Here is a 15219-nt window from a genome sequence, read left to right as displayed (position 1 = left end):
CACCAGTCGGTAGCTTACGATTTTCATGCGACGTTCAATTGCCACCGGAGCGGGGGCTTTCAAACGGTCGGGAACAGGCGATCCGACAAGACGGCACGTCCGTCGAAATCCGTGAAGCAGCGCGCTCTCCGCATCCGGTTACGACATGTTGCGGATGCTTGCGACATGGCTTGCAATCAACCGACAACTTCCTGTCGATGCAGACAAGACACGCGCAAATCCATTTCGTACGTGCACCGCAATTCGTAGCGGCATGCTCAACGTCGTGGTAGTTTCTCGCTTCCCTCCTCGCAAGAGGAAAATAAGAAACCACGAGGGCAATCCACATGCTGATTGCGCGAGACGGCCGATCCATTTCAATCGGTTGCATGCTACTGTCACACCTCGCGGTGGCGGTAGCCGCCATGCACGCTGCTGCCGCTTTTTCCGCTGATTTCTCTCCACCCGCAACCGTCTTGTCCGACGACACGCTCTACACGGTGAATCGCGACAGTTCGTCGATTCGTGATCAATCAAGGTCGATCCGGATAGAGACGGAACAGGGCGTCAGGTCGTACGGTCAGGTTTCGTATCGATATAGCCCCGCGTTGCAGAAGTTCGACGTGATCGAGGCTTACACGACCACGCGCGACGGCGTGCGGATCGACGTCTCGCCCAATGCAATTTTCACTCGTCAAAGTGCGTCGGGCGTCCACGCCCCTACCTTCGACGATAACCTCGTCAAGACGATCGTCTTTCCCGGCGTAGAACCTGGCGCGACCGTGACCATGCGCACGCGCGAGACGCAGGTAACGCCGCTATTCCCCGGTCATTTCTCGGCTGACGACACGTTTCCGAACAACAAGCCGATCCAAAGCGCCAGCATTACGATCAATGCGCCATCCTCAATGAAACTGTATACCGATGTCGTCGATATGCAGGGCGGACTGGTTGCAGCGGATGTCGACGGCCGGCAGACTTGGCGCTGGACGATAAAAGGTGCAACTGCGCAGCCACTTGAAGCCAATGCACCGAGCATCGACGATCGCAGCCCACGGATCGCGGTCACGACGTTTCCGGGTTACGCGGCACTTGGGCAGGCATACGCCGCCCGCGCGCTGCCCCAGGTGACCATTACGCCCGACGTGCAAACACTGGCCGACGAAGTCACGAAGGGAGTCGCCGGCCGGCGCGATCAGGCAGATGCGCTCTATCAATGGGTTAGCCGAAACATCCGCTATGTTGCAGTGTTCCTCGGTGTCGGCGGAGTCGTTCCGCATAGCGCACAAGACGTCCTGCATGCGCGCTATGGCGACTGCAAGGACCATACGACGCTGCTGCAGGCGCTGCTCGCCGCAAAAGGCATACCGAGCAACACGGTACTCGTCAATGCGGACAGCCGCTATTGGCTACCTTCGGCCGCCAGTCCATTGGCTGTGTTCAATCACGCGATCACCTACGTTCCCGAGTTCGATATCTACCTTGACTCGACAGCGGGCACGGCACGATTCGGCACGCTTCCTTTCAACGAGCAGGGAAAGCAGGCGTTGTTGACCGGCGTCGGCAATGAACAGTCTCGCCTGGTCGTCCTTCCCGTTGCACGCCCCGATGCCGACACGGTGACGGTCACTACGCACGTCGCACTCGACAAACTCGGCACCGTTCGTGGCGATAGCGAAGTCAAGAACGGCGGCGAATACGACTGGATCGCGCGTTCGATATTCGCCCAGTTGCCGGCTGGTTCGGAACCGGTGTTTGCGCAAGCGTTTCTGACGGCGAGCGGGACGGACGGCACCGGCCGCTACCTCCACGGCGACATCAATGATCTCTGGATGCCGTTTTCGTTTTCCAGTGTGTTCGAACTACCGGACTACACTGCTCTCCCCGGCCCCGGCGCCATGCGCGTCCCAAGAGGATTGGGTGGCTTCAACACGATCTCCAGCGCTCTTGACGGGGTAGGTTCGGCCACGCGTAAAACTCCGTTCCGCTTTAAGGCAGGACACTTCAGCGAAGTCACGAAACTGGAGTTGCCGGCCTCGATGAAAGTGTTGAGCCTTCCCAGGCCCGTCACCGTTACTTCGCCGTTCGGGACTTATACGTCTTCGTATGCGAGCGAAGGCAGAACCATCAGCGTGACCCGGACGCTTGATTTGGTGTCGAAAGTGCCGTATTTGCAGCCGGACGAATATCCTGAGCTCGGAAGAATGGCGACATCGATCAAACATGACCTTGCAGCACAGATCGTCTATCAATGATCGGTTTTGCGGGGTGACAAACCCCTTCGATTGCTAATGTTTCCAAGTTGATCGCAGAAACGCCTGACTAGACCACGCATAAACCATCTGGTCGTCTGACGTCAGTACCCAACGAAAATCAGCCCGCGATCTGGCGCTGCATGAGAAAGAACCTCATGTCATCACGACCCTGCATTGAAATCGGTTTCGGATCGCGATTAAAGCCGAGCATTTCATAAAATGGGCAGGCCGATTCGCGTGCCGTACACCAGAGCAATAATCCATGCTGTTCGCGGGCATAACGAATGGACAGATTGACCAGAAGGCGTCCGAATCCCATACCACGCACCGATGGATGGACGGCCATGCCGCGAAGGCGCCAGGCTTGAGCGTTCAAAACACCGGCATGCCCTTCATGACATACCGACGCCACGGCCACAATACCGTCATTATCATGAACGGCAAAGTGCATTGACGTCGGGGCGAGATCTCCGGGTAGGGCACTCCCTTCCTCATCTCCGGCCATCAGGATTGCGGCCCTGAGTGGATAGGTTTCTTCCGCACGAACGGCGCAGATGGTAAAGCGCACATCTTGTGAAGTCATCTAATTTGTCAGCTCGCTTCATGACGAAGATTTTCTTCCGGATCGCTTTCGGCATACCCACTCGCAAAATTATCAGTTGCCGTGCGCTACCAGTAAGGGTAATTTCCTATCCGTTATCTCTTTTTCAATCATACGCTAACTGCGATCACAGATGACGTTGAAAGTCTCGACAGATGCAGAGCTTGCCTACGACGAGATCCGATCGAGGATCTTTGACGGCCGGCTTGCGCCTGGGCAGAAAGTATCCCATCGAGGCCTGTCGGAGGAACTCGGCTTCGGCCAAATGCCCGTGCGCAGCGCATTGCATTTGCTCGAGTCCGAAGGGCTGGTCGTCGTGATTGAAAAAAGCGGGACGTATGTCGCCTCGCCGACGACGAGCGATCTGCGCGAAATTTTTGAAATGCGGCTGGCCCTCGAGAGTACGGCTGCATTTCTTGCAGCCAGGTCGGGTGTAACAGCGGACCTTCGCGACGCGGCAGAGAAAATGCAGGACCTGATTGAACGGGACGTCGCGGACATCATGCTCGAGCAACGTATCGGCTGGGTGTTTCATCAAGCGTTATTTGCTGCAGCAAGGAACGTGCGAATCTCATCGGCGTATGGCCTATTGCGAGCCCAAACCTTGGCGCTGAACGAACTCCCACGTAGCGACGCCGAAACCGTTCGGCGCGGCACGATCGAGCACCTGCACATCTTTCACGCAATCGAAGCGAACGACGGCGAGCTTGCGCGTCAGCATATGTGGAATCACATCGTTGACGGTACGCCCGCACGGATAAAACTACTAAAGGCGCGGCATGAACACGAAAAATAAGGGCCTTTCCCTTCCGATGCAAATGCTTGGCGGGCTTGTACTTGGCGTCGCTTGCGGCGTATTTGCTCCCGGCTTTGCCGGGAAGCTGGGCTTTCTCAGTGCGATGTTCGGCCACGCGATCAAGATGGTCGTCATGCCGTTGATTTTCCTGTCGGTCACGGTCGGTGTCTTTCGTGCGGGCCGACTGCGCGAACGGCTCGGAAAGGTCGCACTCTCCAGTATCGTCTTCTTCGTTTTGATGACTGGCCTGGCAGCGTCGCTCGGCCTGCTGCTCAATTTTGCATTTCGTCCGGGTCTCGGGGCGAGCCTCACTCACTCCGGATCGATGCCGGCAGCACTCGCATCCAGCATCGACTGGACGAAATTTCTCGTTGATCTGATCCCCGCGAACATCGTCGCTGCGCTCGCTGCGGGCAATTCTCTCCCGGTACTCGTTTTCGGCGTCATTTTCGGTGCGGCATTGGCGGCTGCCCCGGAGCGGGCCGAGCCCGCGATTGCCGTTTTCGAGGCGCTGCTGTCCGGCCTGTTCAAGATGACCCAGTGGGTGATCGCATGGTCGCCGCTCGCGATCTTCGCCGCGATCGCGCAGCTGTTGTCGGCCAAGGGCTTTGCCGGCGTGCACTCGCTCGTCGAGCTTCTGGGCGTGGCCTATCTCGGCATGGCGATTCTGGCGGTGGTCCTCACCCTCGTCATTCGCATCGCCGGTCAGTCGCCTCTCGCCGTTCTCAGGAAGGTGAAGGAACCGCTGATCCTTGGTTTCACGACGCGGTCGTCCGAAATCACGTACCCGTTGCACCTGAAGAAGCTGGTTGAATTCGGCGTTCCCCACGGCGTGGCGTCCACGATTTTGCCGCTCGCCTATATTTTCAATCGCGACGGCGCGGTCCTCTACACGGCCCTCGCAGTCGGCTATCTGGCCGACGCATATCATCTCGCCTGGTCCTGGCCGCTGGTGATTACGATTTTGCTTTTGACGATCATCACCATCGACGGAGCAGCCAATGTGCCCTCTGGAGCGATCGTCGCCATCACCATCGTGCTGACGTCGATCGGGTTGCCGGCCGATGCGGTGCTGCTGCTGTTGGGCGTCGACGCCTTCTTCGACATGGGGAGAACCGCCCTCAACGTCTACGGGAGCACGGCGGCGGCAGCTGTTGCGGTGAAACTTTCCGGTTCGGAGGACAGTCTCGCCGCCGAAACCGCGACGCGTCAGGCGAGCGTGTGAGTGCCTCGGAAGCGACCGGCGCAGCGCGCTTCACTGTTGCGCCCGCCGATTGCAACGCGCCGGGGCACATCCACTCGAGTATCCGAACCGGATTGGATGAACGTTCGGTTTCATTGATCTTCAGTTAGCAGAACGACGGATCTTTTGCAGGAGAAACGGTATGGTTGGTTCAGAGTCCGCAGATTATTTCATGCTGCGCCTAGGCACGCCGCATCCGACATGGGCGTTGACCGATGACAGCAACATGATCGGCATTGGCAATCGTGACGGCGTGGTGAGTGCGCTGTTCGAGCTGGATCGCGACCAAATCGCACGGATCAGAGGATTGGGCCAATCGGTGGAGAGAATCAGGTGTGTGTGCGACCGCGCTGGCCGGGAGCTGCACTTTTATCTCCATGGCAGGCAGGTGTCTCGCGGCGTGTGGGCCGGGGTCGCGTCGGCCGATCCCGACTATCTGCCGACCGCCGCGATGATCGCAACATGGACGGTACCGAAGAAGCCCTGCGATGCCTTCCAGTTTCCGAGCGTGAACACGCGTCTGGTCGCATCGGTTAGCCCAGCCTAAACTGCGATCACAGATTGTTGCGCAAGGTCGAGCCGGATAAGCCCCGCCTTTCGGGGCCGATCGTTCGACATGTTCGCCCGGGTGCACGCGCACGCCGCTCAGTGTCTTTGGTTCTGGCACACTCAACCTCGGATCGCCAGGACCTTTTTGCTGGCCAGTTCACCGGCCAGCGCTTTTCGTTCGTGGGTGGGTGGTCATCGAGCGACGCCCTTTCATCGCGAGGCTCGATCACGAGACTACGCGGAAGCCCGCAAAAAACATCCCGCCAGCACCGCAGCAGTGCCTGCTCCGCACGTGACGAGACGCAACGCGTGACGCTCGCCAAGCTCCACGCCCGCCCGTTTCAAGACCGAGAATTCCGCTCCCCTCAACCGCCCTGCGGCGTTCACCGCATCACCGCCCAAGCCCCCTGCTCGCCCCGAGCACTCCCGGTTCGAACAAAATCCGAAACATTCAGCGAAACCGTATCGGCCTTTGCCTTTGAGCGCGTCTTCCGCGCGACTGCCAGAATCGGCGTCAAATGCTCGTAAAAGCATTCGAGCTGTCGTGCATCAGACGCCAGTCGCTCAAGTTCGCACGCCTTCTCGAGAATCAATCGAGCAATATGAAAACGCTGAAGGCCCTGGCCGACCCGAACCTGAAACACGACGCCATCGCTGCTATGCGGCACCCCCGCCCACACAAGCGAACTTCGATCCATAAAGCCTCCGGAAAATCCCAATCGTCACATCAATATGCCAGCCATCTCCGACGTTGCATATTTGTATTTCAAAATTGTGGCGTTTCACACATTGGCATTTTCGTAAAACTCGAATATTGCGCCGCAGCAAAAGTGTCCGTAGACTGGGTTCGCGCGTCCGATGTAGTTGCCCCGCAGTCGCCCCACGACGGGAGAGCACGCGATGACGACTTCTTCACCAGCACTGAACCAGGCCCCCCCTGCGCTCCACGTGTTCCAGCAAGATGGCGGCTGGCACTGGGGCATCACGGTTCCTCGCTCCGCGGGATCCGGCTTCAAACTGATCGCATTCAGTACCGACATCTTTTCCACTGAAGACACTGCCCAACGCGACGGCGATCGTGCATTGGCCTCCATCGTCGCCACTGACGTGCATTGAATCTGGCGGATCGAGCAATTGCGCCTTCCTTGAATTTTCACAGCCAACTGCAATACTCCTAGCACCCTTCGTTGCGAGACCGCTTACCGCGCACGATGACGGACTTCGCCACTCGCCTGAGCTACCCGATCGTCAGTGACGATCCCGACCAGCCGGTCGCTACGTGCGGTCTCGGTTGCGGTACGTTGCAATCAACTTTCCGGCGAATGTCATACGAGAAAGATGCGGCACGGAGGCTACTGCCCCGGCGCAATCGCGCATCGTGCTCGAAAGCAATCGAGAGACGATCATTGCCGCGGTCAATCGACAGACGTTGCCGAAAGGCGGCCGGCGGCCCCCGCTCGACCAGTCAGACTTCTCAACCGAGGCCTGCTTGCGGGCCGGCATGCCGATAGCAGACGGGAGGCGTTACATGAACATCCGGATCTTGATGCCCTGCACCCTGGTTCTTGTTGCCTTCAATGTTCATGCGGCAGATATCACCGGCGCAGGCAGCACTTTCGCAGCACCGATTTATGCAAAGTGGGCAGATGCGTACAAGAAGGCGGGCGGCGGCAAGGTCAACTATCAAGGTATCGGCTCGTCGGGCGGACTGAAGCAGATCAACGCGAAGACGGTCGACTTTGCCGGTTCGGACGCCCCGCTGAAGGATGACGAGCTCGCGAAGGCGGGCCTGTTCCAGTTCCCGACGGTGGTCGGCGGCGTGGTGCCGGTCGTCAACGTGCCGGGCGTGAAGGCCGGCGAACTGACGCTGTCGGGCCCGGTGCTGGGCGACATCTACCTCGGCAAGATCAAGAAGTGGAACGACCCGGCGATTGCCGCGCTGAACCCGAAGGCCAAGCTGCCGGATACGGACATCGCCGTGGTTCGCCGTGCTGACGGCTCGGGCACGAGCTTCATCTGGACGAACTACCTGTCGAAGGTCAACGGCGAATGGAAGTCGAAGGTCGGCGACGGGACGACGGTCAACTGGCCGACGGGCACGGGCGGCAAGGGCAACGACGGCGTGGCAGCGTTCGTGCAGCGCCTGCCGGGCGCGATCGGCTACGTCGAATGGGCGTACGCGAAGAAGAACAACATGGTCTACACCGCGCTGAAGAACTCGGCGGGCACGGTGGTCGAGCCGAAAACGGAAACGTTCAAGGCCGCCGCTGCAGGCGCGAACTGGTCGAAGTCGTTCTATCAGATCCTGACGGACGAGCCGGGCAAGGGCGCATGGCCGGTGGTCGGCGCGACGTTCGTGCTGCTGCATGCAACGCAAGAGAAGCCGGCACAAGGTGCGGAAACGCTGAAGTTCTTCGACTGGGCGTTCCACAACGGCAACCAGGCCGCCACGGAGTTGGACTACATCTCGCTTCCCGAATCGGTGGTGTCCGAAATCCGCACGCAATGGAAAGCGAAAATCAAGGATGCGTCCGGTAAGTCGATTTCAAACTGAGGAGTCCGGACGAGACGCGCAATCGCCCGCATTCGCCGCGCAGCGCAGGAAGACGCCCCGTTGATGACTACCTTCCGGAAGGTCCGTCACGACCGCCGATCGACGCACACCGCGACGGCGAGCAGGCCTGATTCAAGCATGGAACGGACGCACTGCCGATCACGTTGCAATCAGCGGACAATTTGAACGATGAGCGAAGAAGTGATTCACCGCGCCGACGCGTTCCTGAAAGGCTGACGCACATGCGTTGCGAAGCCTCCACGAACATGCGCATGATGTCCGATCCCGTCGCACATCGCGGACTGGTGGAATTGCACAAGCCAACGAAATTGCGGCCGCTCGGTCGGCCGCCAATCGTCGTGCGACAGTATCGCTGCCGCCTTTGCACGACGAACTGGCTGGTGGAGTCCGATCCGTTGCGGACCGGCGCCACCGAATGGCTCTGCCTGAACGAGTCATCGAACATTCTCGCCCCCTCTTCCACGCGGCAGCCGGACGACGTGGCAACCGGGCACGTGGGAGAAGCCGGCGTCGGGAACCCGACGTCACCGCCGAACCCGGCTCACTGCGATGGTGGCAGCGCGATTTTTTTGCGCGCTACGGCAGGTAAGGCGTGATGTTCGACAACGCACGAGAAACGTACGCCTCCTTCTCCCCGACCGGCGCCACATAGTGCAGTGCGCTCCGCGCGGCTTCCTCGCCCTCCAGGCGCGCAATGATCCACGCGGCCAGATACTGCGAAGCAAAGCAGCCACCTGCCGTTGCGACATTGCCTCGTGCGAAGAATGGCTGATTGAGGACTTCGACGCCCGCCTCGACGACCCAGGGTTTGGTCGTGAGGTCCGTGCACGCCGGAATGTCGTCGAGAAGGCCAAGCTTTGCCAGAACCAGCGTGCCCGAACATTGGGCACCGATCAGTTGCCGGGTCGGATCGAGATTCAGTTGCTCCATCAACGTCGCATCGTTGACGACATCCCGGGTTTGGATACCGCTCCCGACGATGACGGCATCCGCCGCGCGTGCGTCCGCCAACGTCGATTGCGCCTGCACGGTCACGCCGTTCATCGATGTGACGAAATGCTCCGGGCATGACAGCGTCACCCGCCATTCGGGTTTCTTGATTCGATTGAGCACGCCAAGCGCGATGAGGGAATCGAGTTCGTTGAAACCCTGGAAGGTCAGAATGGCGATGTGCATGGGGTGCCCTGGCTGAGGTCGGTCGATGCATATTGCCAGATCGGCGCGATGTATGGATTCACGTTGGCGAAGACCTGACGGTTGCTGTTTCGGGAACGGGGGTCTGGTCGGAGGGTGCGTGTCGTGTTCTCGCATCGGCGCTGCGTTCCTGGCCCGCAGTTATCGACCCGAAGCGGACTTCCGCGCGTGGCAAAAGCGGCCGTTGTGCCAGTGTCTGCAGGTTTTGCGCGACGATCGCGCGCGCCTTACTTCAATACCGTGATTGGATGCGAAAAGTGAATCATTAAATAAAGCGGTATGCAAAACACGACCACGAAGATCGCCCGGATAGATAGGTTACGAAAGCGACCCGGCCCCCAAGCAAAAATCGAGCGGGGAGTCGTATCAAATTCGTGATAATCAAGTTCACCCAATCGTCCCGCAATCATCGCAAGTTTTGAAACCAAATGCCAACCGCCGCTAGGATCGAGCGACAGCGGCCGAGAAATCGTATTCAAGCTCGCGACCAGCCGCATATCAGTGCATTCCAAGTCAAACGCATACTGATCGAGGACGAAGCGTAGCGCAGAACAAAGCTCGTGATCATGTCCAATGACGCGGGACAGAATCTCTGCCCGGTCGCCGTAAATATACAGCCCCTGTGGCATTTCAAAGTGGCGAAGGAATGGAAATAGGCGGCCAAGCCATTCCGCGGAATAAGTCGTCGCGAAGCCTACATCAATCCCTGAAGGTAGTTTCATTGGCATGTGGACGTAAGTGGCTCCCCTGATATGATCCACCGCCCCGCCATACCTTTTTATTAGCGTTTTGAGTTCGCTCATGTCTATAGGTCCCCATCGGATCGGCCTCGAAAGGTCCCAACGACACCGTTCGGTACTTTGCCCGTGGGGCGCTTAAACCCGACACATATGTGAATGTCATGCCAATTCAATGGAGTGTCAGTCTTCTGATGCTCCCCGGTCACTAACAACACTGACGATTGCCGGCAATTCGAACCATTCGGCCCTGTGTCTCCTCCTGGCCGGCCGCTATCCAATGCGGCCGCCCACGCACGCCCCATTGCAGCAGATCGAGCGGTGCACCTCGATGGCAAGTGTCGGAGCACAACAGTCACGCGTTCCGAAGATCCGAAAATCTTCCCCCCCCTTGACGGATCGGCTTCAGCAACCGAAAGCCCGGCGCACCTCGCGCTTGACCGGACTCCAGCGCCGCATCCGGCACGACCTGCGCCCCCAATGGCAAGCAACGATCAGAGATCTCCGCGCACTTCACCGGTTCCCAGCGCGTTCCGCTGCCGGTTGACCTCCGCCCAAAGCTCATCGCTGTCGTCGTCGCGCAGCACGACCATCCAGTCCAGTTGATCGTCGGTCACGTCGAAGTATTCCAGGATTTCCCGTCGAGCCGCGTCGATGAACTGCGCGTATTCCGGGGTTGCCTGGGCCCGCGCGTGCAACGCGTCGTATTCGGCATCGTCCGCGCCGCCGCCGTGCTCGTCGATATAGCGCGAGATCCACTGGTCCCGTTCGCGGTCGTAGTCGGCCTCGGCGCGCATCGCCTGCAACGCCGTGTAGAAATCCAGTTGGGCAAACGCGGCGATCGCCGCCGTTGTCGCCTCGTCGAATGGTGTCGTCATTCCATCTCTCATGTCGTTCAACGCACATCATCGCACGGGCCGCACCGGGGCAAGCGCCTCGAATACGGACCGCACGCACATGCCATAATTCGCCCGTTCCCGAGCTACCGGATACATCGTGTCATACGCGAAATGATTTTGATCAGATCACTTGCCGCCTGTCTGCTGATGGCTGGATGTCTTGCTGCGGCGCACGCCGAGACCTATCCACCCGAAGTATCGAGAAGCATCGACAAGCTTCAGTCCCAATGCGCCCGCAAGTCCAACGATCCGAAGGCGCCAGCCTGCATCGAATACAAGGCCACGTTGGCGCGCACCATTCCCGCCGACGTCCAGGCATTGATGCATCAGGAAGAAGTCGCCAATGACAAATGCCGGAACGGCCCGGCACCCAGATTGTTGCCTGACGGGCAATATGCACCGGGAAGCGCCTGCGCACAACGCGAACAACTGATGAAGACCCTTCACCAGCACAACTGGTGCTGGGGCCATACGGACATGGATAGCTACCTTCCCGGTTGGGTGATCTGTCATCCCGGTGAATGGCAGTAAAGCCGCACCAATAGCAGGACAGAATGCCGCACGGCCGAGGAGCGGATCGCAGGGCCCAGTCTTCACCGGCGATGCTCGCATTCGCAGTTGCCGCAGCAAGCAGTCGAACAGGTTTCCCGGCGATTCGTCCAGTCTCTCGATCTGCCTTTGCAGCGCGAATCCTCACCGCCGCCCTGGCATCAGCAACGGGGCTCGTCCCGGCGGACTTTCCTGAACCTTCCGTTTCAGCCTGAAACGGTGGTTCTGAAATTTGCGCCGACGGATCGCAATTGGCTGCAGATTCAACCCGACGACGCCACACGCTCGAGGTTGCCTTCAGCCGCCGAGCCGCCAGCCAGACTCAATGGCTGGCGAGCGGCATCCCCACGCATCAGGACGGACGTTTCCCGCGAGCGCCAGCGGGTTTGCCAGCCGGCTTGCGCGCGCCCGCCGCCGGCTTGCCGGCAGATTTGCCACGCGACTTCTGCACGCTGAACGGGCTGCCGACGGTGTAGTCCGGTCCGTTACCGGCCGGCTTCGCGTGCGGCGCCGCAGCCTTGCGCTTGTTCTCGCCGCCTTGCGGACGCGGCTTCTTACCCGCCACCGGCATGGCCGCCGACGCAGCTTGCGGCACTTTCGGCTTCTTCGGCTTTTTGGGTTTCTTGATGATCTGGCCCGTCGCGCTGGTTTCCGGCACGCGGTGTTCGGCCTCGAAACCCGGCTCTTCCTCGCGGCGCAGCGTTTGCTTGATCAGCGCCTCGATCGCGGCCAGTTGCGGCGCTTCATCCGCACACACGAGGGACACCGCCACGCCACTGGCGCCCGCGCGGCCGGTACGGCCGATGCGGTGCACATAGTCTTGCGCCACGATCGGCAGGTCGACGTTGATCACGAGCGGCAGGTCGTCGATATCCAGCCCGCGCGCCGCCACATCGGTGGCCACCAGCATCTGGACTTCGCCCGTCTTGAAACGCTCCAGCGCACGCAGGCGCGCCGGTTGCGGCTTGTCGCCGTGGATGGTGTCGACGGCGTAGCCGGCTTCGTCCAGCATCGCCGCCAGGTAATCCACGCCGTTGCGCGTCTTGACGAATACCAGCGCATGCTCCCACTTGTTCTCGGCCACGAGGTGCATGAAAAGATCGGGCTTGTTCCGCTTGTCCACCGTCACCACCCACTGCTTGATCTTGCTGGCCGTGGCATTGGGCGGACTGACGCTGATGTTGACCGGACTGCGCAGGATGGTCGCCGCCATCGCGCGGATATCGTCGGTAAACGTGGCCGAGAACAGCAGCGTCTGGCGCTGCGCGGGCAGCGCGGCAAAGACGGCGTTGAGCTCGCGTGCAAAGCCGAGATCCAGCATGCGGTCGGCTTCGTCCAGCACGAGCGTCTGCACCTGATCGAACTGCACCGCGTTCTGGCGATTGAGGTCCAGCAAACGGCCCGGCGTGGCCACGAGCACATCCACGCCCTTGCGCAACTTCATCATCTGCGGATTGATGCTCACGCCGCCGTAAGCGGCCAGAAACCGCAAATCGAGGCCGTTGCCGTAAGCGATGAAGCTTTGCAGCACCTGTTCAGCCAGTTCACGCGTGGGCACCAGCACCAGCACACGTGCGCGGTTGCTGGACACCGCCGGGCCGTGTTGCACCAGCCGCTGCAGCAGCGGCAGCGCAAAACCCGCCGTCTTCCCCGTGCCGGTCTGGGCGCCCGCCATCACGTCCTTGCCACCGAGCACGGCAGGAATCGCCTTGGCCTGCACCGGCGTGGGGGCCTGGTAATTGAGGTCCTGCAGGTTACGCAGCAAGGGATCGATCAGGCCGAGCGAGGCAAAAGACATGGACGTATTCCGGACTAAAACCGCAATTCTAGCGGTTGCCGGGCGAATCAAGGCCCACTGCGCCCGGCTGGACGGCGCCGGCGGGGTGCGGCATGGCCAACCGGAAGCAACCACGGGGCGACGCAAGGCAGGCAAGCCCGGCACCTTTTCCAGCACTGATGCCCCCTTCGTCGCGACTCTGTCCCTTTACGTGCCCATCACTTCATGGCGGATGGTTCACGCCACTGGACGAGGAAACGGCATATGCCGCGCGTCACCGCGTTCGCAACGAAGGAAGTCAAGCTTGCGCCGCTCGACGGTGCTCGATGACGAAAGCCAGGTGATAAGCTCGATGCCGGCGCGCGGTCGCACATCGACGCGCGCCAAACCCTGCCCCTACGACCGCCACGAGCCACCCATGCCCCTCGCCCCTTCCGTCCTCTCCGCGTTCACGCCGACCGGCAAGCTGCGCGCGTCGATCAACCTCGGCAACCGGATCCTCGCGAACCGCGACCCGGCGACGGGCGAACCGTTCGGCGTGTCGATCGATCTCGCGCGCGCGTTCACCGAGCGCCTGTCGGCCGAGCTGGAACTGGTCGTGTTCGACACCGCCGGACAGTCGGTGCAGGCACTGACCGACGAGCGTGCCGATTTCGGCTTCTTCGCGGTCGATCCGCTGCGCGGCGAAACGGTCGCGTTCACGGCGCCGTACGTGCTGATCGAGGGGTTCTATCTGGTGCGCGACGCTTCGCCGATCCGCACGAACGCGGACGTCGACCGGCCGGACAACCGCGTGACCGTCGGCAAGGGCAGCGCCTACGACCTGTTCCTCACGCGCGAACTGAAGGCCGCGCAGATCGTGCGCGCGCCCACGTCGCAAGCCGTCGTGCAGACCTTCCTCGAACAGCAACTGGAAGTGGCCGCAGGCGTGAAGCAGCAGCTCGAGGCCGACGCCGCCAAAACGCCCGGCCTGCGCCTGCTCTACGAGCGGTTCATGGTGATCCGGCAGGCCATGGGCGTGCCGAAGAGCCGCGGTGAAGCGGCCGCGGCGGCTCTCAATGCCTTCGTCGAGGAAATGAAGGCGTCGGGCTTCGTCGCGGATTCGCTGCGGCGGCATGGCATCTCTGGCGCATCCGTCGCGCCGCAAGCGTGACGGCACGGGGCGTCACCCAGCGATCCAGGATCGGTTATCGCCCCGCTTCCCGCCGGCCGCTTGAGCTTGCACGATTCGGCACGGTGGTTGCGGCCAGCCAGAGCGAGGCCCCGGCGCTCAGTACGACTTGACCGCCACCGTGGCCGGCGACTCGCTCAACGGGACGAACTGGCGCGTCGTGCCGTCGAGTGCGTCGATGCGCCCCATCTCGATGTCGTAGACCCAACCGTGCAGATTCATTCGTCCTTGCTCGAGCGCGAGCGCAACCGACGGATGCGTGCGCAGGTTGGCGAGCTGTGCGATCACGTTCTCGCGCACCAGACCGTCGAGCTTGGCCCGAGGGGAGTCGAACTGATGCGCGGCGTTGATGACTTTCGCGGCATCGGAATGGCGCAACCAGTTCGCGACAGCCGGCATATGGTCGAGACACGTACACCGTGAGATCGCGCCCATCGCGCCGCAATCCGAGTGCCCGCAAATGACGATATCCCGCACGCCGAGCACGGCGACCGCATACTCGACGGTGGCCGACACGCCGCCCGGCTCCGGGCCGTACGACGGCACGATGTTGCCCGCGTTGCGAATCACGAACAGTTCGCCCGGTTCACGCTGCGTCAGCAGTTCGGGCACCACGCGGCTGTCCGAGCACGTCACGAACAGCGCCTTGGGATTTTGGGCAGACGCGAGCTGCTTGAACAGCTCGACACGTTGCGGATAGACCTCGCGCTGAAAGCGCAGAAAGCCGTCGATGATGTCGCGCACGGGACTCTCCTGATACGAATTCACGGCGGGCGGGCAACGCGATCGTACGCTGCCGTCCGCCAGGGCGGCCGACATTATCGCAGATCGGCGACGTCGTGATGAGGCTGGCGCGGACGTCGGCCAGCCGGACTCCCTCGGCGCGCCGCCATG

At 61.0% G+C, this 15219-nt stretch carries 16 protein-coding genes; 9 read left to right on the top strand and 7 right to left on the bottom strand.

The features are described from left to right. The first annotated feature begins 326 nt into the window (after positions 1–326). Positions 327–2234: a DUF3857 domain-containing protein gene (locus LXE91_RS34615; RefSeq protein WP_052760049.1), complete on the top strand. Its 1908-nt coding sequence runs from the start codon at positions 327–329 to the stop codon at positions 2232–2234. Positions 2235–2352: 118 nt separating this feature from the next. Here the strand turns inward: LXE91_RS34615 and LXE91_RS34610 are convergent, their stop codons facing one another. Then, the gene (locus LXE91_RS34610) at positions 2353–2817 is read right to left on the bottom strand and encodes a GNAT family N-acetyltransferase (RefSeq protein WP_039355420.1); all 465 of its coding nucleotides are present in this window, start codon (positions 2815–2817) and stop codon (positions 2353–2355) included. Between the two features lie 151 nt (positions 2818–2968). On the opposite strand from LXE91_RS34610, the gene LXE91_RS34605 reads away from it, so the two are divergent. From LXE91_RS34605 to LXE91_RS34595, 3 genes are all read left to right on the top strand, one after another. Next, positions 2969–3631 (top strand): GntR family transcriptional regulator, encoded by a 663-nt coding sequence (locus LXE91_RS34605; RefSeq protein WP_046197118.1) that lies wholly within the window; start codon positions 2969–2971, stop codon positions 3629–3631. Next, positions 3615–4856, top strand: a complete 1242-nt coding sequence (locus tag LXE91_RS34600; RefSeq protein WP_063779154.1) for a dicarboxylate/amino acid:cation symporter — start codon at positions 3615–3617, stop codon at positions 4854–4856. The genes LXE91_RS34605 and LXE91_RS34600 overlap by 17 nt, the downstream gene beginning before the upstream one ends. Positions 4857–5016: 160 nt before the next feature. Further along, positions 5017–5421 (top strand): hypothetical protein, encoded by a 405-nt coding sequence (locus tag LXE91_RS34595; protein ID WP_039360432.1) that lies wholly within the window; start codon positions 5017–5019, stop codon positions 5419–5421. Positions 5422–5806: 385 nt separating this feature from the next. Here the strand turns inward: LXE91_RS34595 and LXE91_RS34590 are convergent, their stop codons facing one another. Further along, positions 5807–6121 carry a hypothetical protein gene (locus LXE91_RS34590; protein WP_046197119.1) on the bottom strand — a complete coding sequence of 105 codons (315 nt, stop codon included), beginning with the start codon at positions 6119–6121 and terminating at the stop codon, positions 5807–5809. A 202-nt stretch (positions 6122–6323) separates the two neighbouring features. Between LXE91_RS34590 and LXE91_RS34585 the strand changes: the two genes are divergently transcribed. The 3 genes from LXE91_RS34585 to LXE91_RS34575 all read left to right on the top strand — a co-directional run bounded on the left by LXE91_RS34585 (position 6324) and on the right by LXE91_RS34575 (position 8594). Then, the gene (locus LXE91_RS34585) at positions 6324–6539 is read left to right on the top strand and encodes a hypothetical protein (RefSeq protein WP_046547012.1); all 216 of its coding nucleotides are present in this window, start codon (positions 6324–6326) and stop codon (positions 6537–6539) included. 412 nt (positions 6540–6951) lie between these two features. Then, positions 6952–7977, top strand: coding sequence for a phosphate ABC transporter substrate-binding protein PstS (gene pstS, locus LXE91_RS34580; protein ID WP_039360429.1), 1026 nt, complete (start codon positions 6952–6954; stop codon positions 7975–7977). Between the two features lie 272 nt (positions 7978–8249). Next, entirely contained in the window at positions 8250–8594 is a 345-nt protein-coding gene (locus tag LXE91_RS34575) for a hypothetical protein (protein ID WP_135370807.1), read from the top strand. On the opposite strand, the gene LXE91_RS34570 is transcribed toward LXE91_RS34575, so the two are convergent. From LXE91_RS34570 to LXE91_RS34560, 3 genes are all read right to left on the bottom strand, one after another. Beyond that, a complete protein-coding gene (locus tag LXE91_RS34570) occupies positions 8575–9174 on the bottom strand; it encodes a DJ-1/PfpI family protein (RefSeq protein WP_039360426.1) in 600 nt (199 codons plus the stop codon). The two genes, LXE91_RS34575 and LXE91_RS34570, sit on opposite strands and share 20 nt — an antisense overlap. Positions 9175–9419: 245 nt before the next feature. Beyond that, entirely contained in the window at positions 9420–9995 is a 576-nt protein-coding gene (locus LXE91_RS34565; RefSeq protein ID WP_046543603.1) for a hypothetical protein, read from the bottom strand. A gap of 428 nt (positions 9996–10423) precedes the next feature. Continuing rightward, positions 10424–10807 carry a hypothetical protein gene (locus tag LXE91_RS34560; protein ID WP_039360423.1) on the bottom strand — a complete coding sequence of 128 codons (384 nt, stop codon included), beginning with the start codon at positions 10805–10807 and terminating at the stop codon, positions 10424–10426. Positions 10808–10939: 132 nt separating this feature from the next. Between LXE91_RS34560 and LXE91_RS34555 the strand changes: the two genes are divergently transcribed. Next, complete coding sequence (locus LXE91_RS34555) at positions 10940–11359, top strand: hypothetical protein (RefSeq protein WP_076841479.1); 420 nt, start codon at positions 10940–10942, stop codon at positions 11357–11359. 370 nt (positions 11360–11729) lie between these two features. Here LXE91_RS34555 and LXE91_RS34550 read toward each other — a convergent pair whose 3' ends face one another. Then, complete coding sequence (locus LXE91_RS34550; RefSeq protein ID WP_039360420.1) at positions 11730–13175, bottom strand: DEAD/DEAH box helicase; 1446 nt, start codon at positions 13173–13175, stop codon at positions 11730–11732. Between the two features lie 397 nt (positions 13176–13572). Between LXE91_RS34550 and LXE91_RS34545 the strand changes: the two genes are divergently transcribed. Beyond that, a complete protein-coding gene (locus LXE91_RS34545) occupies positions 13573–14307 on the top strand; it encodes an ABC transporter substrate-binding protein (RefSeq protein ID WP_039360417.1) in 735 nt (244 codons plus the stop codon). 117 nt (positions 14308–14424) lie between these two features. Here LXE91_RS34545 and LXE91_RS34540 read toward each other — a convergent pair whose 3' ends face one another. Next, the gene (locus LXE91_RS34540) at positions 14425–15069 is read right to left on the bottom strand and encodes a carbonic anhydrase (protein ID WP_039360414.1); all 645 of its coding nucleotides are present in this window, start codon (positions 15067–15069) and stop codon (positions 14425–14427) included. Positions 15070–15219 lie beyond the last annotated feature (150 nt).

The organism is Burkholderia contaminans (assembly GCF_029633825.1).
GTDB classification, from domain to species: Bacteria; Pseudomonadota; Gammaproteobacteria; order Burkholderiales; family Burkholderiaceae; genus Burkholderia; species Burkholderia contaminans.
Note: the sequence above shows the minus strand (reverse complement) of the source record. Positions and strands in the feature narration are given on the sequence as shown.